Source organism: Candidatus Hamiltonella defensa 5AT (Acyrthosiphon pisum), assembly GCF_000021705.1.
In the GTDB taxonomy this organism is placed as follows: domain Bacteria; phylum Pseudomonadota; class Gammaproteobacteria; order Enterobacterales; family Enterobacteriaceae; genus Hamiltonella; species Hamiltonella defendens.
The window spans coordinates 693,933-717,421 of record NC_012751.1 but is presented as its reverse complement, the minus strand read 5'-3'; the positions used below and the strand labels follow the sequence as shown (position 1 = coordinate 717,421).

17 protein-coding genes and 1 pseudogene are annotated in these 23,489 nt (G+C 41.1%); 12 read left to right on the top strand and 6 right to left on the bottom strand.

Annotated features, from left to right (window positions below):
• Positions 1-70: 70 nt before the first annotated feature.
• Positions 71-673 (bottom strand): annotated as a pseudogene (locus HDEF_RS03450) (transaldolase family protein); the annotation flags it as partial.
• A 317-nt stretch (positions 674-990) separates the two neighbouring features.
• Between HDEF_RS03450 and rpsL the strand changes: the two are divergent.
• The 10 genes from rpsL (at position 991) to rplL (ending at position 9,233) form a co-directional block, all read left to right on the top strand.
• Positions 991-1,365 carry a 30S ribosomal protein S12 gene (gene rpsL / locus HDEF_RS03445; RefSeq protein WP_015873275.1) on the top strand — a complete coding sequence of 125 codons (375 nt, stop codon included), beginning with the start codon at positions 991-993 and terminating at the stop codon, positions 1,363-1,365.
• 97 nt (positions 1,366-1,462) lie between these two features.
• A complete protein-coding gene (rpsG, locus tag HDEF_RS03440) occupies positions 1,463-1,933 on the top strand; it encodes a 30S ribosomal protein S7 (protein WP_015873274.1) in 471 nt (156 codons plus the stop codon).
• Between the two features lie 131 nt (positions 1,934-2,064).
• Positions 2,065-4,170: an elongation factor G gene (gene fusA, locus HDEF_RS03435; RefSeq protein WP_015873273.1), complete on the top strand. Its 2,106-nt coding sequence runs from the start codon at positions 2,065-2,067 to the stop codon at positions 4,168-4,170.
• An 85-nt stretch (positions 4,171-4,255) separates the two neighbouring features.
• A complete protein-coding gene (tuf, locus tag HDEF_RS03430; RefSeq protein WP_015873272.1) occupies positions 4,256-5,440 on the top strand; it encodes an elongation factor Tu in 1,185 nt (394 codons plus the stop codon).
• Positions 5,441-5,517: 77 nt separating this feature from the next.
• Positions 5,518-5,901: a preprotein translocase subunit SecE gene (gene secE, locus HDEF_RS03425; RefSeq protein WP_015873271.1), complete on the top strand. Its 384-nt coding sequence runs from the start codon at positions 5,518-5,520 to the stop codon at positions 5,899-5,901.
• 1 nt (position 5,902) lies between these two features.
• Positions 5,903-6,442, top strand: coding sequence for a transcription termination/antitermination protein NusG (gene nusG / locus HDEF_RS03420; RefSeq protein WP_015873270.1), 540 nt, complete (start codon positions 5,903-5,905; stop codon positions 6,440-6,442).
• A gap of 374 nt (positions 6,443-6,816) precedes the next feature.
• A complete protein-coding gene (gene rplK / locus HDEF_RS03415; protein WP_015873269.1) occupies positions 6,817-7,245 on the top strand; it encodes a 50S ribosomal protein L11 in 429 nt (142 codons plus the stop codon).
• Positions 7,246-7,249: 4 nt separating this feature from the next.
• Positions 7,250-7,951 carry a 50S ribosomal protein L1 gene (rplA, locus tag HDEF_RS03410; RefSeq protein WP_015873268.1) on the top strand — a complete coding sequence of 234 codons (702 nt, stop codon included), beginning with the start codon at positions 7,250-7,252 and terminating at the stop codon, positions 7,949-7,951.
• Positions 7,952-8,308: 357 nt separating this feature from the next.
• Positions 8,309-8,806 (top strand): 50S ribosomal protein L10, encoded by a 498-nt coding sequence (gene rplJ / locus HDEF_RS03405; RefSeq protein ID WP_015873267.1) that lies wholly within the window; start codon positions 8,309-8,311, stop codon positions 8,804-8,806.
• A 52-nt stretch (positions 8,807-8,858) separates the two neighbouring features.
• Positions 8,859-9,233, top strand: coding sequence for a 50S ribosomal protein L7/L12 (gene rplL, locus HDEF_RS03400; RefSeq protein WP_015873266.1), 375 nt, complete (start codon positions 8,859-8,861; stop codon positions 9,231-9,233).
• 78 nt (positions 9,234-9,311) lie between these two features.
• Here the strand turns inward: rplL and HDEF_RS13860 are convergent, their stop codons facing one another.
• On the bottom strand, positions 9,312-9,473 hold the full coding sequence (locus tag HDEF_RS13860) for a hypothetical protein (RefSeq protein WP_158530196.1): 162 nt from the start codon (positions 9,471-9,473) through the stop codon (positions 9,312-9,314).
• 198 nt (positions 9,474-9,671) lie between these two features.
• Between HDEF_RS13860 and rpoB the strand changes: the two genes are divergently transcribed.
• The gene (rpoB, locus tag HDEF_RS03395; protein ID WP_015873265.1) at positions 9,672-13,697 is read left to right on the top strand and encodes a DNA-directed RNA polymerase subunit beta; all 4,026 of its coding nucleotides are present in this window, start codon (positions 9,672-9,674) and stop codon (positions 13,695-13,697) included.
• Between the two features lie 263 nt (positions 13,698-13,960).
• Positions 13,961-18,184: a DNA-directed RNA polymerase subunit beta' gene (gene rpoC, locus HDEF_RS03390; protein ID WP_015873264.1), complete on the top strand. Its 4,224-nt coding sequence runs from the start codon at positions 13,961-13,963 to the stop codon at positions 18,182-18,184.
• Positions 18,185-18,331: 147 nt separating this feature from the next.
• Here rpoC and HDEF_RS13480 read toward each other — a convergent pair whose 3' ends face one another.
• The 4 genes from HDEF_RS13480 to hemX form a co-directional block, all read right to left on the bottom strand.
• Positions 18,332-19,021, bottom strand: coding sequence for an autotransporter outer membrane beta-barrel domain-containing protein (locus tag HDEF_RS13480; protein WP_148207000.1), 690 nt, complete (start codon positions 19,019-19,021; stop codon positions 18,332-18,334).
• Positions 18,987-21,269, bottom strand: coding sequence for an autotransporter family protein (locus tag HDEF_RS13475; RefSeq protein WP_015873262.1), 2,283 nt, complete (start codon positions 21,267-21,269; stop codon positions 18,987-18,989). Before HDEF_RS13475 ends, HDEF_RS13480 begins: the two co-directional genes overlap by 35 nt.
• A gap of 352 nt (positions 21,270-21,621) precedes the next feature.
• A complete protein-coding gene (locus HDEF_RS03380) occupies positions 21,622-22,383 on the bottom strand; it encodes a heme biosynthesis HemY N-terminal domain-containing protein (RefSeq protein ID WP_015873260.1) in 762 nt (253 codons plus the stop codon).
• 2 nt (positions 22,384-22,385) lie between these two features.
• The gene (hemX, locus tag HDEF_RS03375) at positions 22,386-23,474 is read right to left on the bottom strand and encodes a uroporphyrinogen-III C-methyltransferase (protein ID WP_015873259.1); all 1,089 of its coding nucleotides are present in this window, start codon (positions 23,472-23,474) and stop codon (positions 22,386-22,388) included.
• Between the last annotated feature and the right edge of the window lie 15 nt (positions 23,475-23,489).

The following is a 23,489-nucleotide window of genomic DNA, read 5'->3' as shown; positions in this document are numbered from 1 at the left end:
AGCCGTATGCGGGGTAACTCGCACGTACGGTTCTTGAGGGAGTGGGCACTTGCGGCCTGCTTACCTAATCAGGATCTTGAGTAGGTAAAAACTCTTTCGTATCACTATTCTTTTTATACCAGTCAAGAATACGACCAACAAAAGGTGAAATCAGAAAAACGCCTGCCTCTGCACAAGCACGTGCCTGAGCAAAAGAAAATAACAGGGTCAGATTACAACGAATCCCTAATTTTTCCAGGGCTTCAGCAGCACGGATGCCTTGCCAAGTCGCAGCCAGTTTAATCAAGATACGATCTTTATGAATATCGGCTTCATGATAAAGTGAGATTAACTTTTGAGCTTTTTCAATACTGGCGTGGATATCATAAGACAGACAAGCATCCACTTCGGTCGAAATACGACCAGGAATCAATTTTAAAATTTCTACCCCAATGTCGACAGCGAGTTTATCGGTAGCGTCAATCTGATGTTGTTTTGGATCTGAGCTTTGCCTTTTAGCCCAAGCCACGGATCGATCGATCAAGTGGCGATATGCTGGAATTTTTGTGGCATTTAAAATTAATGAAGGATTCGTGGTCGTGTCTTCGGGTTGATAAGATTGTATCGCTGAGATATCACCCGTATCCGCCACAATAGTGCTGAATTGGCGTAAAGCTTGTAATTTATTCATCATATTCACACTCTCATTCTTTTACGAGCAACATTTACGAACTATTCTGGTTTGAGTTTCAAGAAAAAAATGTATTTGATATTAACATTTTTAGGCATCAGTGAAATAAATCAATCAAAAATAAGGGGATTGCAAAAATAAAACGAGATTCAATAAAAACATTATAAATCAATTTTTTATTTATATTTAAAGTTTTTCCAGATACGATTATCTCTCAGATAATCTGTATATTTCTTGACACATTAAAAAGTCAGCCATAGAATTCTGCGTCCTCGTATTTTGCGATGACTGCATACAAAAAATTAGGAGTTCTCTAAAGAATGCCAACAATTACTCAACTGATTCGCAAACAACGCGTTAAGAAGTCTGTGAAGAGCAAGGCTCCTGCACTAGCAGCTTCTCCTCAGAAACGTGGGGTATGTAAACGTGTGTACACCACCACCCCTAGAAAGCCTAACTCTGCAATGCGTAAAGTTTGTACTGTGGTCTTTACTAACGGTTATGAATGTATTTGTTACATCGGTGGTGAGGGTCATAATGTGCAGGAACACGGTGTTCTTTTGGTTAAAGGGGGGGGGGTTAAAGATTTGCCCGGGGTTAAATATCATATCGTTCGCGGCGCCCTTGACTGTTCTGGTGTCAAAGATCGTAAACAGGCTCGTTCAAAATATGGTGCAGCAAGGCCAAAGGCTTGATAATCACTTCGTTAAGTAAGGCCAGACATTTCACTTTCATATCAAAATAAATGTTCAGAGTTTTGGGTAACCCTGAATTAACAACGGAGTTATTTTAATGCCACGTCGTCGTATTGTTGGTCAACGTAAAATTTTACCAGATCCTAAATTTTCATCTGAATTGTTAGCAAAATTTATTAATATCCTGATGGTTAGTGGTAAAAAATCCCTCTCAGAATCTATAGTATACACTGCGTTGGAAATACTAGTTCAACGTTCTTCTAAAAGTCATCTAGACGCTTTTGAAGCGGCTTTAAACAATGTGCGTCCCACAGTTGAGGTGAAGTCCAGGCGTGTTGGGGGTTCTACCTATCAGGTGCCTATCGAGGTTCGTCCAGTTCGACGTAATGCTTTGGCCATGCGCTGGATTGTAGAAGCAGCCCGTAAACGTGGCGATAAATCTATGGCACTACGTCTGGCAAACGAATTGGCTGATGCGATGGAGAAAAAAGGGTCTGCTGTAAAAAAATGTGAGGATGTTCACCGTACGGCAGAAGCCAATAAAGCTTTTGCACATTATCGTTGGTAGTGTTTCACCGCTCGAAAATTTTGCTGAAATAAGCGTATTTAATACAATATAAATGAGCAGTGAGTTTCCCTTAAAAAATCAGTAAGCGTAGGTGAAGCTCGAAGAGGCTTTTAGGAAAAATAGAGGATAAAATGGCCCGTAAAACCCCGATTAAGCACTACCGCAACATCGGTATTAGCGCTCATATCGACGCTGGTAAAACAACGACGACTGAACGTATCTTGCTTTATACTGGTGTGAATCACAAAATTGGTGAAGTGCATGATGGTGCAGCCACCATGGACTGGATGGAGCAAGAAAAAGAACGGGGTATTACCATTACTTCTGCTGCCACGACTGCTTTTTGGTCTGGTATGGCGAAACAGTTTGAGCCGCATCGAATCAATATCATTGATACTCCTGGGCACGTTGATTTTACTATTGAAGTAGAACGTTCGATGCGCGTTTTGGACGGCGCCGTGATGGTCTACTGTGCAGTAGGTGGAGTCCAACCTCAGTCTGAAACTGTATGGCGACAAGCCAATAAATATCATGTTCCACGTATTGCATTTGTCAATAAAATGGATCGTATGGGCGCTAATTTTTTACGCGTGGTGGAACAAATAAAAACCCGGTTGGCAGCAAATCCCGTTCCTATTCAATTGGCCATAGGTTCAGAAGAAAAATTTACCGGTGTGATTGATCTCGTAAAAATGAAGGCTATTCACTGGAATGAAAAAGATCAAGGTTTAACCTTTGAATATCAGGATGTGCCTGATGATATGCAGCAACTGGCTGAAAAGTGGCGCCAAAATATGATTGAATCTGCGGCAGAAGCTTCGGAAGAATTAATGGATAAATATTTGGGTGGCGAAGAGTTAACGGAAGAAGAAATAAAGCAAGGCTTACGTCAGAGAGCATTAAAAAATGAAATTATTTTGGTGACATGCGGTTCTGCATTTAAAAACAAAGGTGTTCAGGCAATGCTAGATGCCGTTATAGAATATCTTCCAGCGCCTATCGATGTTGAAGCTATAAAAGGAGTTCTAGATGATAAAGGGACTCCCGTTATACGTCATTCAAAAGACGAAGAACCTTTTTCCGCATTGGCTTTCAAAATTGCAACTGACCCTTTTGTCGGTAATCTGACATTTTTCCGTGTTTATTCTGGTGTTGTGAATTCTGGCGACACTGTATTGAACTCTGTTAAAGGACAAAAAGAACGTATTGGTCGTATCGTACAAATGCATGCCAATAAACGTGAAGAGATCAAAGAAGTTCGTGCAGGTGACATCGCAGCGGCGATTGGTTTGAAAGATGCTACTACTGGCGATACCTTATGTGATTTAGCTCACCCTGTTATTTTAGAACGCATGGAATTTCCAGAGCCTGTTATTTCTGTTGCATTGGAGCCAAAAACCAAAGCAGATCAAGAAAAAATGGGAATTGCATTAGGTCGTTTGGCGAAAGAAGATCCTTCTTTTCGTGTGTGGACAGATGAAGAATCTAGTCAAACCATTATCGCAGGAATGGGCGAACTTCATTTGGATATTTTGGTTGACCGTATGAAACGTGAATTTAACGTAGAGGCTAATGTAGGGAAACCTCAGGTGGCTTATCGTGAAACCATCCGTAAGACAGTCGAACAAGAAGGTAAATTTATTCGTCAATCAGGTGGTCGGGGTCAATATGGTCATGTCTGGTTACGCATTGAACCTCTAGAACCAGGTGGCAAAGGATATGAATTTTTAAATGAAATTGTCGGGGGTGTGATACCGAAAGAGTACATACCTGCTGTGGATAAAGGGGTACAGGAACAACTAAAAAATGGCGTGCTGGCTGCTTATCCTGTTGTAGATGTGCGGGTTGCCGTTTTTGATGGTTCTTACCACGATGTCGACTCTTCTGAGATCGCTTTTAAAGTTGCAGGGGCTATGGCTTTTAAAGAAGGTTTTATGAAGGCAAAACCTGTACTTCTTGAACCTATTATGAAAATTGAAGTGGAAACACCAGAAGAGTACATGGGCGATGTGATTGGCGATTTAAACCGTCGCCGTGGAGTGATTGACGGTATGGATGATACATCCACAGGCAAAACAATTCGTGCACAGGTTCCTTTATCAGAAATGTTTGGGTATGCTACGGATCTTCGTTCCCAGACCCAAGGGCGTGCCTCTTATTCTATGGAGTTTCTACAATACAGTGAAGCGCCTGCTAATGTTTCTAAAACCATTATTGAATCACGTAATACTAAGTAAGTTTTAAGATAATATTAAATTTCGTATTTTTTCTTCCATTTATAAAAAGCGTTATTAAAGAGCGCAAGAGTTAAGGAATATCACTGTGTCTAAAGAAAAATTTGAACGTAAAAAACCACATATAAACGTGGGAACAATAGGTCACGTTGACCATGGTAAAACAACCTTAACAGCGGCTATTACCACTGTTCTGTCTAAAAAATATGGGGGTCAGGCTCGTGCGTTTGACCAAATTGATAATGCACCAGAAGAAAAAGCCCGGGGCATTACCATCAATACCTCTCATGTTGAATACGAAACTCCAACTCGTCACTATGCGCATGTCGACTGCCCGGGACATGCCGATTACGTTAAAAACATGATAACAGGTGCGGCGCAGATGGATGGGGCTATTTTAGTCGTGGCCGCTACAGACGGCCCGATGCCTCAAACTCGTGAGCACATTTTGTTAGCACGTCAGGTAGGGGTTCCTTACATTCTTGTTTTCTTAAACAAATGCGACATGGTGGATGATGCAGAGTTATTAGAACTCGTAGAAATGGAGGTGAGGGAACTGTTGTCTCAATATGACTTCCCGGGTGATGATACACCGATAATACAAGGCTCAGCCCTGAAGGCGTTAGAGGGAGATGAGGCATATCAAGAAAAGATTGTAGAGCTGGCAAATGCTCTAGATAAATACATTCCTGAGCCACAACGTGATATTGATAAACCATTTTTACTGCCCATAGAAGATGTATTTTCTATTTCAGGGCGAGGCACGGTGGTCACAGGTCGTGTAGAAAGAGGAATGATCAAAACCTCAGATTCAGTAGAAATTGTGGGGATTAAAGATACGGTAACAACGACCTGCACAGGAATAGAAATGTTTCGCAAACTGTTAGATGAAGGGCGAGCGGGAGAAAACGTTGGTGTTCTTTTGAGAGGCATTAAGCGAGAAGAGATTGAACGAGGCCAAGTACTGGCGAAGCCAGGATCTATAAACCCCCATACTAAGTTTGAAGCTGAAGTGTATATTTTAACAAAAGAAGAAGGAGGACGTCATACTCCCTTTTTTAAAGGTTACCGTCCCCAATTTTATTTCCGTACAACAGATGTGACGGGGACAATTGAGCTTCCAGAAGGGGTAGAAATGGTGATGCCTGGTGATAACATTAAAATGCTAGTGACTCTGATTCATCCGATTGCAATGGACGACGGTCTCCGCTTTGCTATCAGGGAAGGGGGACGTACCGTAGGTGCGGGGGTGGTTGCTAAAGTTATTAAATAAATTTGATGTAGTTCTCTATAAAGGGGCATCAATCGATGCCCTTTTTTCCTTGGATACACCTTTAAGGATTTGGTTTTATGGGTGCAAATAGCGAAACTCAAAAAAATAAGCCTCGTCTAGATATGGTGAAATGGCTCATTGTTTTTTTACTATTGATAACGGCGATTTTAGGTAATTACTATTACCAAAATGTTAACTTACCGCTGCGTGCATTTATCATTGTTATTATTATTTCTATTGCAGGCGGAATGGCACTGCTCACCAAAAAAGGCAAAGCGAGTTTAGAATTTGCTCGTGAAGCACGTATAGAAATGCGAAAGGTCATTTGGCCGACTCGTCAGGAGACGCTTCAAACTACTTTAATTGTTGCATTAATAACACTAGTGATGTCACTTATTTTATGGGGAATTGATAGTATTTTAGTCCGCCTCATTTCCTTTATTACTGGCCTGAGGTTCTAAGATGTCTGAAGTAACGAAAAAACGTTGGTATGTTGTTCAGGCTTTTTCCGGATTTGAAAGCAGAGTAAAGCAATCTTTACATGAACATATTAAGTTGCATAGCATGGAGGATTATTTTGGCGATGTGATGGTTCCGACAGAAGAGGTCGTTGAAGTCCGCTCTGGGCAACGCCGAAAAAGTGAACGCAAATTTTTTCCAGGCTATGTATTAGTACAAATGATCATGAATGATGCAAGCTGGCATCTCGTACGGAGTGTACCCAGAGTCATGGGTTTTATTGGTGGAATTGTGCCTACTCCTATTACCGATAAAGAAGCGGATGCCATCATCAATCGTTTACAGCAGACCACAGATAAACCAAGACCAAAAACATTATTTGAACCCGGTGAATTAGTTCGTGTTAATGAGGGCCCTTTCGCTGAATTTAACGGTACTGTCGAAGAAGTCGATTATGAGAAAAGCCGCCTAAAAGTTTCTGTTTCTATTTTTGGTCGAGCAACTCCGGTTGAGCTCGATTTTAGTCAAATAGAAAAAGGGTAACTATTTTTTATTAAAATTTTGGCCAGTTTTAAAATATAAATCATCATTTGAATCTTGCCGAAGATATCAAATCACAATACAATTGAGCGCTTTTTATTTTTTATCATGAGTTCATGCCATTTTTTTTGGCATTAAAAGTAAAAATTTTTTAATAAAATTCCCGTAAAAATCAAAAAAATAATTGGATACTCGTTATAAAAAAAGCACAAAATTTATTGAGATGATCGAAGCTTCATATAAATACAGGGTTATGCTCGTTTTTTAAAAACGTACCAAGTCAACTAACATAATTAAATCAACGATTTAATTTATTAAATTTGTAAAACATGGGGAGCCCCAAAAAGGCGCTATAACCCAAATTAAGGAAATTATAAATGGCTAAAAAAATACAGGCTATTGTTAAGCTTCAAGTTTCAGCTGGAATGGCTAACCCAAGTCCTCCGGTCGGGCCTGCTTTAGGTCAGCAGGGGGTGAATATTATGGAATTTTGCAAAGCCTTTAATGCGAAGACTGAACCTTTAGAAAAGGGTTTACCAATCCCTGTTGTCATTACTGTCTATGCTGATCGTTCTTTTACTTTTGAAACTAAAACCGTTCCTGCTGCAGTTTTATTGCTAAAAGCAGCGGGTGTTAAATCGGGTTCTCCAAAACCAAATACAAATAAAATAGGTAAAGTCACTAAAACTCAAGTTCGTGAAATTGCGGAAACCAAGCAGGCAGATATGACGGGGACCAGTATTGATGCAAACATTCAGTCTATATTAGGCACGGCTCGATCCATGGGATTAGAGGTGGAGGAATAGTAAAATGTCAAAATTAAGCAAACGTATGCGTGTTATCCGTGAAAAGGTAGATACTGCTAAGCAATATGATCTTGATGATGCCTTCCTTTTGTTGAAAAAGCTCGCCACCGCCAAATTTACAGAAAGTGTTGATGTGGCTGTAAATTTAGGGATTGATGCACGTAAATCTGATCAAAATGTAAGAGGTGCCACTGTTTTGCCGCATGGTACAGGCCGTTCTGTCCGTGTTGCAGTATTTACTCAAGGAGCAAATGCCGAAGCGGCGAACAATGCAGGTGCAGAACTGGTTGGAATGGATGATTTAGCCGCTCAAATTAGAAATGGTGAAATGAATTTTGATGTTGTGATTGCTTCTCCTGATGCAATGCGTGTTGTTGGTCAATTAGGCCAAATTCTTGGCCCACGCGGCTTAATGCCAAATCCAAAAGTAGGGACAGTGACTCCTAATATCGCAGAAGCAGTTACAAATGCTAAGGCAGGACAAATTCGTTATCGTAACGACAAAAACGGTATTATCCACACTACAATTGGCAAAATTGATTTTGATGCTCATAAATTGAAAGAGAATTTGGAAGCTCTCATTTCCGCATTAAAAAAAGCCAAGCCAGCTACAGCAAAAGGGCTTTATATCAAAAAAATCAGCTTATCAACCACTATGGGGGCAGGTCTTATGATTGATCAAAGTGCTTTGTCTTCTCTTGTTTAACCTTTAGTGATTTTTATTATTTGTGCTCAATGTCAAGACAAATAAATTTTAGAGCTATCGTTATCGATTCAAGATGTGGGTAAAGTTCGATGCTAATGTAACCTTAGCCACTAACATTAAGTAATTGGATTTTCGGCTGAAGCTTTATCTATTAAAGCCGCCGTTCAAGATCGCTAGGTGCAAAAAAAGTGCTTAATTGCCTGCGTAGACGGTGACAGAGCAGCCATAAAAGATAAATTTTATTTTTTTGCTCGATTCTGTTCACCATGTTTCAGAACCCGTGTGAGGTTCGTTTTTTTAATGAATCTCGGGTGATGTCAATGTCGGGTTCCCCGCCTAAATTAGGAGCAAAAATTAATGCCATTAAATCTTCAAGACAAAAAAGCCATTGTTGATGAGGTCAAAGAGATTGCCAAAGGTGCACTTTCTGCTGTAGTTGCTGATACTCGAGGGGTGACTGTTGCTAAAATGACAGGCCTACGTAAAGCAGCTCGGGAGGCAGGTGTATACATGCGTGTTGTTCGCAATACTTTAATGCGTCGCGTTGTTTTCAGTACTGATTTTGAATGCTTGCAAGACACCTTTGTGGGCCCAACTTTGATTGCATTCTCTACTGAACACCCTGGCGCCGCGGCCCGTTTGTTTAAAGAATTCGCCAAACTCAATAAAGAATTTGAAATCAAAGCTGCGGCTTTTGAAGGCACTCTGATTCCCGTATCAGATATTGATCGTTTAGCCACCTTACCTACTTATGAGGAGGCAATTGCACGACTCATGGCAACATTAAAAGAGGCTTCTGTAGGTAAGCTTGTTCGAACACTCGCGGCTTTAAAAGCAAAAAGAGAAGCTATTTAACCAATTTTACTTTCATCTATTAAACATAGATTCAATTTTAGGAATACTTTTTATGTCTATCGATCAAAAAAAACTTGTAGATATTACTAATTCTATTAGAGAAATGACCATCACAAACGTACTAGATCTGATCTCCATCATGGAAAAAGAATTTGGCGTTTCTGCAGCAGCAGCTGTTGCTGTTGCAGCTGCCCCTGCAGAAGCAGTTGAAGAAAAAACAGAATTTGACGTTATATTGAAATCCTTCGGTGAGAACAAAGTGGCTGTGATTAAAGCGGTACGTGGTGCGACAGGATTAGGCCTAAAAGAGGCAAAAGAATTGGTCGAAGCTGCTCCAAAAAATGTGAAAGAAGGCATTAATAAAGAAGAAGCAGAAAGCTTGAAAAAAACGCTTGAAGAAGCCGGTGCTGATGTTGATATTAAATAAAAATCGATATCCAATACGCTAAAACCTCATATGTTCAAGGAATGTTAAGAGCAATGTTCTTCAGAAAGCCTCGATAGTTCATTCAATGAATACAGGGTGTTCGTCGTTGTTAAAAATGTGAAGCAATCTTCGTCCTTGAAGGCGTCTATTACCTATAAATTGACGTATTTTAAGATCAAAAGCCATCCTGAATTGAAGAATATGACGGGCATCAAGTATTCGAAGAGTGATAGTAAACATTAAAAGACACATTTTCGATATTTCATCGACAGTTATCCAAAAAAATCGTGTTGTATAAATCGCCCTTTTTTAAGCATTCGTTAAACATTTTTTGGGATAGCACGAATAAAAAACCATTTTGTCTGTGTTGTAATGAAAAATTTTATTCATTGCCTTAAAAGGGCAGACTAGGTCATTGAAAAGCGAGCTGAGGAACCTATGGTCTACTCCTATACCGAGAAAAAACGGATTCGTAAAAATTTTGGAAAGCGTCCACAAGTATTAGATATACCTTATCTGCTTTCTATCCAGCTCGATTCATTTCAAAAATTTATTGAGCAAGATCCCAAAGGGCAACAAGGTCTAGAAGCTGCATTTCGTTCTGTTTTTCCTATTCAGAGTTACAGTGCCCACTCTGAATTACAGTATGTCAATTATCGTCTTGGTGAACCTGTATTTGATGTTAAAGAATGCCAAATTCGCGGGGCAACCTACTCTGCACCTTTGCGAGTTAAATTACGCCTTGTTGTTTATGAAAAAGAGGCGCCCGAAGGTACAGTTAAAGACATCAAAGAACAAGAGGTCTATATGGGAGAAATCCCACTGATGACTGAAAATGGTACTTTTGTTGTTAACGGTACTGAAAGGGTGGTGGTCTCTCAGTTGCATCGTAGCCCCGGTGTTTTTTTTGACAGTGATAAAGGTAAAACGCATTCATCGGGCAAAGTTCTTTACAATGCAAGAGTGATTCCTTATCGCGGATCTTGGTTAGATTTAGAGTTTGATCCAAAAGATAATCTATTTGTACGTATTGACCGTCGCCGTAAACTCCCTGCAACGATCATTTTGCGCGCATTGGATTATAGCACCACTGACATTTTGAATTTATTTTTTGAAAAAGTACGCTTTGAAATTTGTAACGACAAATTAGAAATGAATTTAGTTCCAGAACGTCTTCGTGGTGAAACAGCTTCTTTTGATATTCAAATCAATGGAAAAATTTATGTTGAAAAGGGTCGCCGTGTTACTGCTCGCCATATTCGTCAACTTGATAAAGACCAAATTCAGCGTATTGAAGTCCCTGTCGAATACATTATTGGTAAAGTTGTCGCACAAGATTATATCGATGAAAATACAGGTGAATTGATATGTTCTGCTAATACAGAACTTTCATTTGATTTGTTGGCTAAACTCAGCCAAGCCGGTCATCAGCAAATTGAAACCATATTCACTAATGATTTAGATCATGGTGATTATATCTCTCAAACTTTGAAGGTTGATCCCACCACCGATCGCTTAAGTGCTTTGGTTGAAATTTATCGTATGATGCGTCCAGGCGAACCTCCAACACGTGAAGCAGCTGAAAATTTATTCGAAAATTTATTCTTCTCTGAAGAGCGTTATGACTTATCCGCAGTGGGTCGAATGAAATTTAATCGATCATTATTACGTGATGAAATCGAAGGATCAGGCATTTTAAGTAAAGAAGACATTATTGAAGTAATGAAAAAATTGATTGGTATTCGTAATGGTAAAGGTGAAATTGACGATATTGATCATCTAGGTAACCGTCGCATCCGTTCTGTTGGCGAAATGGCAGAGAATCAGTTTCGTATTGGTTTAGTGCGTGTTGAAAGAGCGGTTAAAGAACGTCTTTCTTTAGGCGATCTTGATACCCTAATGCCACAAGATATGATCAACGCTAAGCCCATTTCTGCGGCAGTCAAAGAATTTTTTGGCTCTAGCCAGCTCTCTCAATTTATGGATCAAAATAATCCATTATCTGAAATTACACATAAGCGCCGTATTTCTGCTTTAGGTCCAGGCGGATTGACGCGAGAACGAGCAGGTTTTGAAGTTCGAGATGTTCATCCTACCCATTACGGTAAAGTCTGTCCTATTGAAACGCCTGAAGGTCCAAACATCGGTTTAATTAACTCTTTATCTGTGTATGCGTGCACGAACGAATACGGTTTTTTAGAAACGCCCTATCGAAGTGTACATGAAGGTGCAGTCACCAATGAAATTCATTATTTATCCGCCATCGAAGAAGGCAACTTTGTTATCGCTCAGGCGAACTCAAATCTGGACGATAACGGTTATTTTATTGAAGATTTAGTGACGTGCCGTAATAAAGGTGAATCCAGCTTGTTTAGAAAAGAACAAGTCGACTATATGGATGTTTCAACGCAACAGATTGTCTCTGTAGGGGCGTCTTTAATTCCATTCCTAGAACACGATGATGCTAACCGTGCTCTCATGGGTGCGAACATGCAACGCCAAGCTGTTCCTACTTTACGTGCGGATAAACCTTTGGTCGGTACAGGTATGGAACGCGCTGTGGCTGTTGATTCAGGTGTCACTTGCGTTGCTAAGCGAGGAGGCAGTGTTCAGTATGTTGATGCATCCCGTATTGTCATAAAGGTCAATGAAAACGAAATGCATCCCGGCGAAGCCGGGATTGATATTTACAATCTCAACAAATATACGCGTTCCAACCAAAATACCTGCATCAACCAAATACCCTGTATCAATCTCGGGGAACTGGTTGAACGAGGTAATGTACTTGCCGACGGCCCTTCAACAGATTTAGGTGAACTTGCATTAGGCCAAAATATGCGAGTGGCTTTCATGCCTTGGAATGGATACAACTTTGAAGACTCCATCTTGGTTTCTGAACGCGTTATGCAAGAAGATCGTTTTACCACTATTCAAATTCAAGAATTGGCTTGTATTTCTCGTGATACCAAATTAGGCTCTGAAGAGGTCACCGCAGACATTCCTAACGTTGGAGAAGCCGCGCTGTCTAAACTAGACGAATCCGGAATTGTATACATAGGTGCAGAAGTCAATGGTGGTGATATTTTAGTAGGTAAAGTCACGCCTAAAGGTGAAACTCAATTAAGTCCAGAAGAAAAATTGCTACGCGCCATTTTTGGAGAGAAAGCCTCTGATGTAAAAGATTCTTCTTTGCGTGTGCCTAATGGTGTTTCTGCTACTGTGATTGATGTACAAATTTTCACACGAGATGGTGTAGAAAAAGACAAACGTGCATTAGAAATTGAAGAAATGGAGCTCAAACAAGTCAAAAAAGATCTCTCCGAAGAATTAAAAATTCTAGAAGCGGCTTTATTTGGGCGCATCAAAGCGGTTCTTATTTCTGGCGGTATCACATCTGAAAAACTAAGTCGATTACCTTGTGAGCGGTGGTTGGAGCTGCCTCTTTCTGAAGAACAAAAACAAGAGCAGCTTGAGCAATTGGCCGAACAATACGATGAAATGAAAGCTGAGTTTGATAAAAAAATGGAGGTTAAACGCCGAAAAATTACCCAAGGTGATGATTTGGCTCCAGGGGTCCTTAAAATTGTTAAAGTTTATTTGGCAGTCAAACGTCAGATTCAGCCAGGCGATAAAATGGCGGGGCGTCATGGCAATAAAGGCGTTATTTCTAAAATCAATCCTGTAGAAGATATGCCTTATGATGAAGAAGGCAATCCAGTCGATATCGTATTAAGTCCATTAGGTGTACCTTCACGAATGAATATTGGTCAAATTTTAGAGACCCATTTAGGGATGGCCGCCAAGGGGATTGGAAACAAAATCAATGAAATGCTAAAAAAGAATGAACGTGTCTCCAAGCTGCGTAAATTTATTCAAAAAGCCTATGATCTCGGGGATGGTGTTTGTCAAACAGTAGATTTAAGTACTTTTTCTGACAAAGAAATATTGTCTTTAGCTGAGAACCTGAAAAAAGGCATGACTATTGCAACCCCTGTTTTTGATGGTGCCAAAGAAAAAGAAATCAAACAATTGTTAAAATTGGCAGATCTCCCTACTTCTGGTCAAATTAATTTGTTTGATGGGCGAACCGGTGAACAATTTGAGCGCCCTGTGACAGTCGGTTATATGTACATGCTCAAATTAAATCATCTCGTGGATGATAAAATGCACTCTCGCTCTACCGGCTCTTACAGTCTAGTGACTCAACAGCCTCTGGGGGGTAAAGCGCAATTTGGTGGGCAACGGTTTGGTGAAATGGAAGTCTGGGCACTAGAAGCCTATGGTGCCGCTTACACATTACAAGAGATGCTTACAGTGAAATCCGATGATGTCAACGGGCGCACCAAGATGTATAAAAACATTGTTGATGGTGATCACCGTATGGAGGCGGGTATACCTGAATCCTTTAACGTACTATTAAAGGAAATTCGTTCGCTTGGCATTAACATTGAATTAGAAGAATGAATTTACTAGACCTTTTGCAAAACCTGGAGAGGGCTTTTGATTCAAGGTACCGGCAGCTCAGGTACTTTCGTTTACATAGAGTAGATGGAAATACCGAGCACCACCCAATCCTGAGGCCACATTCCGAGGTCGATTTTGAAAGAGGTCTTTTTTTTGGACCGTAGGCTTTTAAATTTTGAAGCTACGATCAGTGCGTTAGTCACAGTTGCATTCAAGCTTAGGTTTGGGTATTTCTCAGTCTTAACTCCGACAGGGGCCAATACGTGAAAGATTTAATAAAATTTATTAAGGCACAAAATAAAACTGAAGAGTTTGATGCGATTAAAATTGCCTTGGCATCTCCAGATATGATTCGTTCGTGGTCATTTGGTGAAGTTAAAAAACCAGAGACCATTAATTACCGTACCTTTAAGCCGGAACGGGATGGGCTTTTTTGTGCCCGTATCTTTGGCCCGGTGAAGGATTATGAGTGTTTATGTGGTAAGTATAAGCGTTTAAAACATCGTGGGGTCATTTGTGAAAAATGTGGTGTCGAAGTGACACAAACTAAAGTACGTCGCGATCGTATGGGCCATATCGAATTGGCTTCACCCACTGCACACATCTGGTTTTTAAAATCTTTACCGTCTCGTATTGGCCTTTTATTAGATATGCCTTTACGTGACATCGAGCGTGTATTGTATTTTGAATCCTATATTGTGGTTGAAGGTGGCATGACCAACCTTGAACGCCGGCAAATCCTCACCGAAGAACAATATCTAGATGCACTTGAAGAATTTGGTGATGAATTTGATGCAAAAATGGGGGCAGAAGCCATCCAGTTTCTTCTCAAAAATTTAGATTTAAAAGCAGAATGTCAGCTTTTACGAGAAGAATTAAATGAAACAAATTCTGAAACCAAGCGCAAAAAATTAACGAAACGTATCAAATTGTTGGAAGCCTTTATTCAATCTGGTAACAAACCTGAATGGATGGTGCTCACCGTCTTACCTGTACTACCCCCTGACTTGCGTCCATTGGTACCTTTAGACGGAGGCCGCTTTGCAACTTCTGATCTCAATGATCTTTATCGCAGGGTCATCAATCGTAATAACCGATTAAAACGTCTTCTTGATTTAGCAGCTCCTGACATTATCGTGCGTAATGAAAAACGGATGTTACAAGAAGCGGTTGACGCTCTTCTGGATAACGGCCGTCGTGGGCGGGCTATTATGGGCTCCAACAAACGCCCATTGAAATCTTTGGCAGACATGATAAAAGGAAAGCAAGGACGTTTTCGTCAAAATTTATTAGGTAAACGTGTGGATTACTCAGGCCGTTCTGTTATTACGGTTGGACCTTATTTACGCTTGCATCAATGTGGTTTGCCAAAAAAAATGGCACTTGAGCTGTTCAAACCTTTTATTTATGGAAAACTTGAGTTACATGGTTATGCGACCACCATTAAAGCCGCAAAAAAAATGGTAGAGCGTGAAGAAGCAGTAGTATGGGATATTTTAGACGACGTCATTCGTGAACATCCTGTATTGCTCAATCGTGCGCCCACATTACACCGTCTGGGCATTCAGGCATTTGAGCCTGTTTTAATTGAAGGCAAAGCCATTCAGCTGCATCCTCTGGTTTGCGCGGCTTATAACGCAGATTTTGATGGCGATCAAATGGCCGTACATGTCCCCCTGACTCTAGAAGCACAGCTTGAAGCACGTGCACTGATGATGTCGACCAACAACATTTTATCGCCTGCTAACGGCGAGCCTATTATAGTGCCTTCTCAAGACGTTGTTTTGGGCCTTTACTACATGACCCGCGACTGTGTGAACGCCAAAGGGGAAGGCATGCTTTTAAGAAGCCCTAGAGAGGCAGAGCTGGTATATCGTTCAGGCGTTGCTTCTTTACATGCTAAGGTTAAAGTTCGCATTTCTGAAGAAATCAGGAACACTGAAGGAGATGTTTTTTCGCAAACAACCCTGGTGGATACAACTATTGGGCGGGCTATTTTATGGATGATTGTACCTAAAGGTTTACCTTATTCCATGGTCAATCAACCTTTGAATAAAAAAAGCATCTCAAAAATGTTAAACAGCTGTTATCGTATTTTGGGATTAAAATCTACGGTGGTTTTCGCTGATAAAATTATGTATACCGGTTTTGCTTACGCTGCGCGATCAGGGGTTTCTGTTGGAATCGACGACATGGTGATCCCGATTAAAAAAGCAGAAATTATTTCGGAAGCCGAATCAGAAGTGGCGGAAATACAGGAGCAATTTCAGTCAGGTTTAGTCACAGCAGGTGAACGTTATAATAAAGTCATCGATATCTGGGCAGCGGCTAATGAACGCGTTGCCAAAGCGATGATGGAAAATCTGTCTGTTGAAAACGTACTAAACCGTGAGGGTGTTGAAGAGCAACAGGTGTCTTTTAACAGCATATTCATGATGGCCGATTCAGGCGCAAGAGGGTCTGCAGCTCAAATTCGGCAATTAGCAGGCATGCGTGGCTTAATGGCAAAACCAGATGGTTCCATTATTGAAACGCCGATTACAGCCAATTTCCGTGAAGGCTTAAATGTACTGCAATACTTTATTTCGACGCATGGTGCGCGTAAGGGATTGGCTGATACGGCATTGAAAACGGCGAATTCTGGTTATCTGACGAGGCGTTTGGTCGATGTTGCACAAGATTTGGTGGTCACTGAAGATGATTGTGGAACACATGACGGTATTCTAATGACACCTGTTATTGAAGGAGGAGACGTTAAAGAGCCCCTAAGAGAGCGTGTATTAGGCCGAGTGACCGCCGAAGAAGTCCTGAAACCAGGAACGGCAGATATCTTAATTCCCCGTAATACTTTACTGAGTGAAAAATGCTGTGATCTACTAGAAGAGCACTCAGTAGATAGCGTCAAAGTTCGTTCAGTCGTCAGTTGTGAAACTGATTTTGGCGTTTGCGCCCATTGTTATGGCCGAGATCTCGCTCGGGGTCATATCATCAATAAAGGGGAAGCAGTAGGTGTTATTGCCGCGCAATCTATCGGTGAACCAGGCACGCAGCTCACGATGCGTACTTTCCACATAGGAGGGGCAGCATCCAGAGCAGCGGCAGAATCTAGTATTCAAGTCAAAAGCAAAGGGAATCTGAAGTTAGACAATGCCAAATTCGTGATGAATGCCTCAGGTAAACTGGTCATCACTTCTCGTAATACAGAATTGAAATTACTCGATGATTTTGGGCGTACCAAAGAAAGCTACAGAGTGCCTTATGGTGCAGTCATGGCTAAAGGTGATGGAGCGGAAGTGACTTCTGGAGAAACGGTGGCCAACTGGGATCCTCACACCATGCCTGTCATCACTGAAGTCAGTGGTTTCATTCGCTTTGCTGACATGGTCGATAGTCAAACCATTATCAGACAAACAGATGAGCTCACGGGGCTATCATCCCTGGTTGTGCTTGATAGTTCAGAGCGTATCGGAAGTGGGAAAGATTTACGACCGGCATTAAAAATAGTGGATGCCGAAGGTGAGGGCGTCTTGATCCCAGGTGCGGATATACCGGCTCAATATTTTTTACCGGGTAAAGCGATTGTTCAATTAGAAGATGGGATTCAAATTACTGCTGGCGACACCTTGGCCCGTATTCCTCAAGAATCTGGTGGTACTAAAGACATCACAGGGGGGCTTCCAAGGGTGGCAGATTTATTTGAAGCGCGCCGACCCAAAGAGCCTGCTATTTTAGCTGAAATCAGCGGTATTATTTCCTTCGGTAAAGAAACGAAAGGCAAACTTCGTTTAGTGATTTCACCTTTGGATGGCAGTGATGCCTATGAGGAGATGATCCCAAAATGGCGTCAACTCAACGTCTTTGAGGGAGAGGTTGTTGAACGTGGTGATGTCGTATCTGATGGCCCAGAATCCGCCCACGATATTCTTCGTCTGAGAGGGGTACATGCTGTCACTCGTTATATTACTAATGAAGTACAAGAGGTCTATCGTCTTCAGGGGGTTAAAATAAACGATAAGCATATTGAAGTGATCGTGCGCCAGATGCTACGAAAAGCGACCATAGTGAGCTCAGGAAGTACAGATCTTCTAGAGGGTGAACAAGTAGAAGTATCAAGCGTTAAGCTTGCAAATCGTAAGCTTGAATCTGAGGGTAAGATCCCTGCTATTTACATTCATGATTTATTGGGGATCACAAAAGCCTCTTTGGCAACAGAGTCCTTCATTTCGGCTGCCTCCTTTCAAGAAACCACTAGAGTACTCACAGATGCGGCGGTATCAGGTAAAAGAGACGGACTTCGTGGTTTAAAAGAGAATGTCATTGTGGGCCGTTTAATTCCCGCTGGTACTGGTTATGCTTACCATCAGAATCGTAAGCACCAAAAACAAAAAGAAGAAAAAGGGGCATCAGATGATCTGCAAATCAGTGCCGATGAAGCGAGTGCTCACTTGGCTGAATTACTGAATGCAGGGTTTAATCAGGCTAACTAGAGATACTCGGCTCATTATAAAGAAACGAGTGTTTTAGCGATTTTTTATGTATTTTTTCGTGAAACCTCCCATTGATAGCCTTTGGCTTTTATAGACAAATCCCTCGATTCAATCGAGGGATTTTTTATTAATGCGACCCAACCTCATTTAAAAATGATATTTAACGCCCAGCACCCCTCGAGTATCTCTGTAGCTTTTTTTGCCTATTTGATGCGCCACATGGCCCCACAAATATAAATACTCATTCATTTTCGCTTCCACTCCGGTTTTGAATTCAGCGATGTGACGGTTGCCCTGAATCTCATGTGTTGAGTCGTTCATGCGGATGGCCACGTGTTTGAGATTATGTATCCAATTCGCTTCAATAAAGGGTTCAAACTCGCGATGTTTTCCTTCATCCTGTGGGCTGTGCCCGAGCAAATGCGCACGTAAACCGAGCCGGATCTGGAGATGTCCGCTTCGACCGGTCACCAGGGTGCCGTTGGTTTCAGTGTGGTCCTGCGGCTTGACGTCCATCCAGGTCAGCTGGGCGGTGGGCTGAACCCAAAAAGAGTGAAGTATGCCAGAGCGTGAGAGAACCTCCGCGACCTTAAAGGCATATCCGCTCTCCACAGACGCGCTTAACCCCCTGCTTTTGTACGACTCGGTGGGCAGCTCTTGCCCCGTGACGGCATTGTAAAACCAGTGATAAAGCGCCCAGGTATCGACGTAAAAACGAGAAGCGTCGTCGTCGCTCTGATACCAGGTAGCATAGGCCCCTGCGCTGTAGCCTCTGACCTTGCCTTGGGAGGACAACTCGCTGTCATCGTGATGGGCGGGTGTTCTGGTCTCGTCCATATCCGCCCATAAACCCCACATGGTAACGGTTCAGGCCGTCTGAAGACCACTGGGCGATGTCTCCGCCGAGCATCATGATATAGCGGTGAGATTGAGCGTGGGTGTCTGACATGGAGGCGGTATGATGACCTCCCACGGCCCTTATCCACATGGCGGGGGCCGGCCTTTCGCTTGCCTGAGGCTGTGTATACTGAATTTCTCCCAGACGTTCATGTAATGTCATTTGAAACATCGTATTGGCCGCGTGAAGATTGTGGGCATAGCTCAAACGCTCAGGTCGGAGTGTACCTGAGATAACAGGAGGAGCAGGAGGAGCAGGAGTGGAGAGAGAATTATTGGGGACCTCAGGTCTGGAGACAAGATACCAGCTGGTTTCATCTCTTCCCGATTGACTCCCTTTTTGCAGTTGGTAATCATAAGCCCCTGCAACAATACGCCCCTCCTGAACAAATCTTCCCTCAGATTCTTTTCCTTTTATCTCAATAATTTTAATCCCTTCTTTTGTTTTAGCCCCTTTCCCCCCCACATTGTGCACTTTGACACGGGTGGTTTCTTTTGAGTTGTTGTTTATAATCAATCTATCTGTGGGGGAATCATCACCTCCTAAGCGCGTATTAAAGGTTATTGTTCCATTATTACCGCGATAATCGTTTGTTGTTATTGTATTAAAAATGTTGTTCTGAGATGTAAATACAATATTTCCTTCATTTTTTAACTGTTCCAAAATGGAATGACCTGTGACCGACCATGTGCTGGTAGGGTCGACGGACAAATTGATCGCCTTGAACCACCCATTTAACTCACTCTCGTTTGATAAACTCACACTGGCTTTACTGACATTGTCCGCTAAAATATTGCCGTACAGTTTTGTTTGTTTCACCTCCAAATTGACCTCTCCATTATCAACGACATTAAGGGCGTATCCACTTCCGGGAGGGGAGGTAATCACATTGTTTAGAACAACTGCGATTGTTCCGCCTTTTGACAGAATGAGATCACCGCCGGCCTTTAAGGAACCCCCTTTAATTTGAAGCACACTCTCTCTTTTTTCTTCAGTGTCTGGGGGTTTTCCATAAACAATTGCTGAATCTGTTTTGATTGTTTCGATATGAGAATCATTGATTTTTAATGTACTGTTAGGGAGCAGCCTTAGCGCATGAGATAATGCTCCTGTGGTAGTCACGCTGCTGTTTTTATCAATACTTATTAAAGCCCCGCTTTGAACTGTGACACCTCCGCTGTCGTCACCATGGATGTTTATTGTCAGTTGATTGGCCGTTAAATTTGAATGAGCTCCCTTTGCCCAAAGGCCGTCAAAATTATTCCCTGTGCCGGTAATCGCGCTACCTTCGTGTATAATGCCCGTTGCGCCTCTAGAGACCCTGACACCGGCGGGAGATCTGACACCACTGCCTTTTTCAGCATTCATCGTTATTGTCATCTCATCCATCTCAAAATTTGTTCCATGTCCGCTGGCCCAAACACCGTAAATATTGTCTCCCTTACCGTTAATAGTGTTGCTACCCTTGAAAATTACTTTTGCCCCATTTTCTGCTTTGACAGCAATACTTTTTTCATCATTCACGTTGATATTTATATTATTGATGGCCAGCGTTGTATTTTTTCCCTGAGCCAAAAGGCCGATAAATTTTTTCTCTTTGCCGGTAATGGTGCCATTATTGATATCTACATTTGCACCGTCGATCACTTTGACACCGTAAGAATTTTCTTTTGTTGTTGTAATATCGATTTTATTTGAAACAATATTGGTGCCTGGTTTTGAGGCGTAAAAACCAGAAAAATCAGAATCTTCGCCGATAATGATGCTATTGTTAATGGTTATCTGTGCTTTTTCTGTCGCCATGATACCGTAATCAAAATCTACTCCTGTGATATGAATTTTATCTGCATGAATTTTTGTATTTTTATCAGAGGCATACAACCCAGCAATCCCATCTTTAACTGTGATTTGAATCGGTTTATCCTCGCCCCCTTTCAAAGTTAAAGTGGAGGCATCAGACACGTTAATTGCATCGTATTCAACAGTGAATACTGATACTTTTAGAGCCCCTTCATTTATCACTTTAGCTTGGTTCGTTATTTCTATCCCCTGAGTGTAATACGCCTTATCTTTCAGTATTGTATCTTCTTCAAAAATCTTTGGTTCTGCAAAACCGGGGCCACTTTGTATCATAAGGGTAAGCACATAAAGCGTGATGGTGTGTTTTACTATTTTTTGATATCGCATAATTTTAACTCTATTTAATGGGTCTTTCCGTTTGTTTATAGGTGATGAGGAAGGAGGTGAGAAAGTTAAAATTGATAAAGTGATTCTGAATTCATCATTCATTTTTTTATTTTTTTATTTTTTTATAATTATTTTACAATAATATATAAAAATACATATTTCATTTAAATATATATTTTTTTTACAAAAAAAAGAATATTTCCTGTTTTGTGATCAATAGGGTGAAAAATATCTTAAATGGGAGCGCGTCATCTGTGCTCTGCGGTTCTTTCAAAAGATTTTTGTCACCACGTGAGCCCAGTGATCTTTCTGACTGATACCCGGATTGAGCTTGAGTAGGTGATCAACAGGTTTAATCAGATTTTAAACGCCGTTTTGAACCTGAAGTGGTGGTTGTAGGCAGGCTCCGATGAAGCTTTTGTTCCAGTGCCTGTATTTCGTTTTCGGGGTGCAAGCGCATTTTTCGCATCACCGGTAAAATTTTTAGCAAAGAAGGATAAGATTTTGTTTGTAAAAAAATTTTCTCGGCCAAACGTAATACTTCAGGATGTTCTGGGGCTTTTTTTAAGAGAGGATAAATACCTGTTTGCGCCAAATCAATGTCGCCTCGGCTGAGCTGAATACGAACGCGAGTGATATTAAGTGTCAATCGATTTTTTTCTGCCTGTTTTCTCCCTGTAAATTTTTGTTTTATATATTGCTCTGCTTGAGCAAGATATTGGTCACTATCGGCATGACGGCTTTCTTTTTCAGTGGCCATTGCGGCGAGTAAATAGTTGAATATGGGGTTTTCTGCCTGTTTTATCTGAGACATCAGTTTCGTTTCTACCTTTTGAAAATCTCCCTCCAGAAATTTTATCAAGGCTTCTTTTTCTTGTTTTAGCGATTTTCGATGGATAAACCTACGCCGAAGATTAAAAATACTCTTTAAAAATTGCGTAATAAAAAAGAAAAAAAGAAAAAAAGTGACTAATAAAATGATCATCGCTGTCACTGTGGTTTCAATATCATAATGATCGACCCGGATGAGCACGTATCCTTGATCTGAGGAAAAAACAAGAAAGCTGACGATGGCGACCAAAGGAAAAAATACTGACAGTAAAATACGCCACATTTTTATTGCTCTTCAATAGAAGAAAAAGGAGGGCTTTGAATAAATGCATGAGACCTTTTTTTTAGTAAGGCAGGGCTTTTTAGGTACTCGGGCATTTGTATTGAAATGTCTTGTTGCTGCAAATTTTTTAAATCTTCCAAAAATAATTGGTTGTGAATATCTTTAGCGTCAAAATAGGTGTTTATCCAGGTAGAGAGAATACCAAGCGACTGATGATAGATTTTATTTTGATTTCGGGCGGCAGCTTGCGCGGCAATCAGCAGATGAGAGCGAATATTTTCTCTTAAATAAATCGTTTCATCTGGCGATAAAAATGGCTCTGCCTTAGTGTCTCGGCGACGAACAGTGATCCATGAAGATAAAAAATGATCCCAATTTTTTTGGATATTTTTTCGCCACTCAGAAAGTGAATTTGAAACAGGGGAAGGTTGCTCTTTCATAGGGTCCCCTCTTTCGGGGAGCACAGATAAAGGCAGATGATCGATTTGATCGGACATTTGATTCAGCTTAAAAATGATGCCATCAATATCAACCTGATGGAGAGCAGATAAAGCGCTGATATCTGACATCAGTGCCTGGCGTACTTGAATGAGACCCGGCTGATTAAGCTTGGCCAGATTTTCATCGGCACTTTTAAGCAAAAAAATCGCGCTGTTAATGTCTTTGTCCCTCCATAATTTACGCTCTGCCATTTTTACCCAAAAATCTGCCTCAAAAAAACGCCAAATTTGATCTGGATCCCCAGAAATATTGGCCATTTTTTTTTCTAATTCAGAAAGTTTATCTGTCGATTGCTTTGTTTGAAGCGCCAAATGTTTTAAAGCATCATCCTGTTTTTTTAGCTGTGATTTGAGATCTTTTTTTTCGTTTTCTTGATTTTTTTGTAATCTGATGAATTCTTCCTGTAATGATTGGCTTTCTTTCTGCTGCTTTTGAGCATAATAGTAAAGCGCAGCACTCAGGCAGAGAATCAGGCTATAAAACAACAGTATCCGTAACCGCCCCGTTTTTTTTTGAGATATTTTAGAGGCACTTGATCCTTCAATATAGGTATTATCTTTTTTTGTTATCTGAATTTTTTCTTGTTTCATATATAAGTGTCCTAA

Bases quoted from the DNA above. Each gene is read 5' to 3' on its own strand.
- secE (WP_015873271.1), top strand. From the start codon at position 5,518: ATGGGTGCAAATAGCGAAACTCAAAAAAATAAGCCTCGTCTAGATATG.
- rplK (WP_015873269.1), top strand. From the start codon at position 6,817: ATGGCTAAAAAAATACAGGCTATTGTTAAGCTTCAAGTTTCAGCTGGA.
- HDEF_RS13480 (WP_148207000.1), bottom strand. From the start codon at position 19,021: ATGGACGAGACCAGAACACCCGCCCATCACGATGACAGCGAGTTGTCC.
- hemX (WP_015873259.1), bottom strand. From the start codon at position 23,474: ATGAAACAAGAAAAAATTCAGATAACAAAAAAAGATAATACCTATATT.
- rplJ (WP_015873267.1), top strand. From the start codon at position 8,309: ATGCCATTAAATCTTCAAGACAAAAAAGCCATTGTTGATGAGGTCAAA.
- HDEF_RS03380 (WP_015873260.1), bottom strand. From the start codon at position 22,383: ATGTGGCGTATTTTACTGTCAGTATTTTTTCCTTTGGTCGCCATCGTC.
- fusA (WP_015873273.1), top strand. From the start codon at position 2,065: ATGGCCCGTAAAACCCCGATTAAGCACTACCGCAACATCGGTATTAGC.
- HDEF_RS13860 (WP_158530196.1), bottom strand. From the start codon at position 9,473: ATGTTTACTATCACTCTTCGAATACTTGATGCCCGTCATATTCTTCAA.
- rpsL (WP_015873275.1), top strand. From the start codon at position 991: ATGCCAACAATTACTCAACTGATTCGCAAACAACGCGTTAAGAAGTCT.
- rplA (WP_015873268.1), top strand. From the start codon at position 7,250: ATGTCAAAATTAAGCAAACGTATGCGTGTTATCCGTGAAAAGGTAGAT.
- rplL (WP_015873266.1), top strand. From the start codon at position 8,859: ATGTCTATCGATCAAAAAAAACTTGTAGATATTACTAATTCTATTAGA.
- rpoB (WP_015873265.1), top strand. From the start codon at position 9,672: ATGGTCTACTCCTATACCGAGAAAAAACGGATTCGTAAAAATTTTGGA.
- nusG (WP_015873270.1), top strand. From the start codon at position 5,903: ATGTCTGAAGTAACGAAAAAACGTTGGTATGTTGTTCAGGCTTTTTCC.
- rpsG (WP_015873274.1), top strand. From the start codon at position 1,463: ATGCCACGTCGTCGTATTGTTGGTCAACGTAAAATTTTACCAGATCCT.
- HDEF_RS13475 (WP_015873262.1), bottom strand. From the start codon at position 21,269: ATGCGATATCAAAAAATAGTAAAACACACCATCACGCTTTATGTGCTT.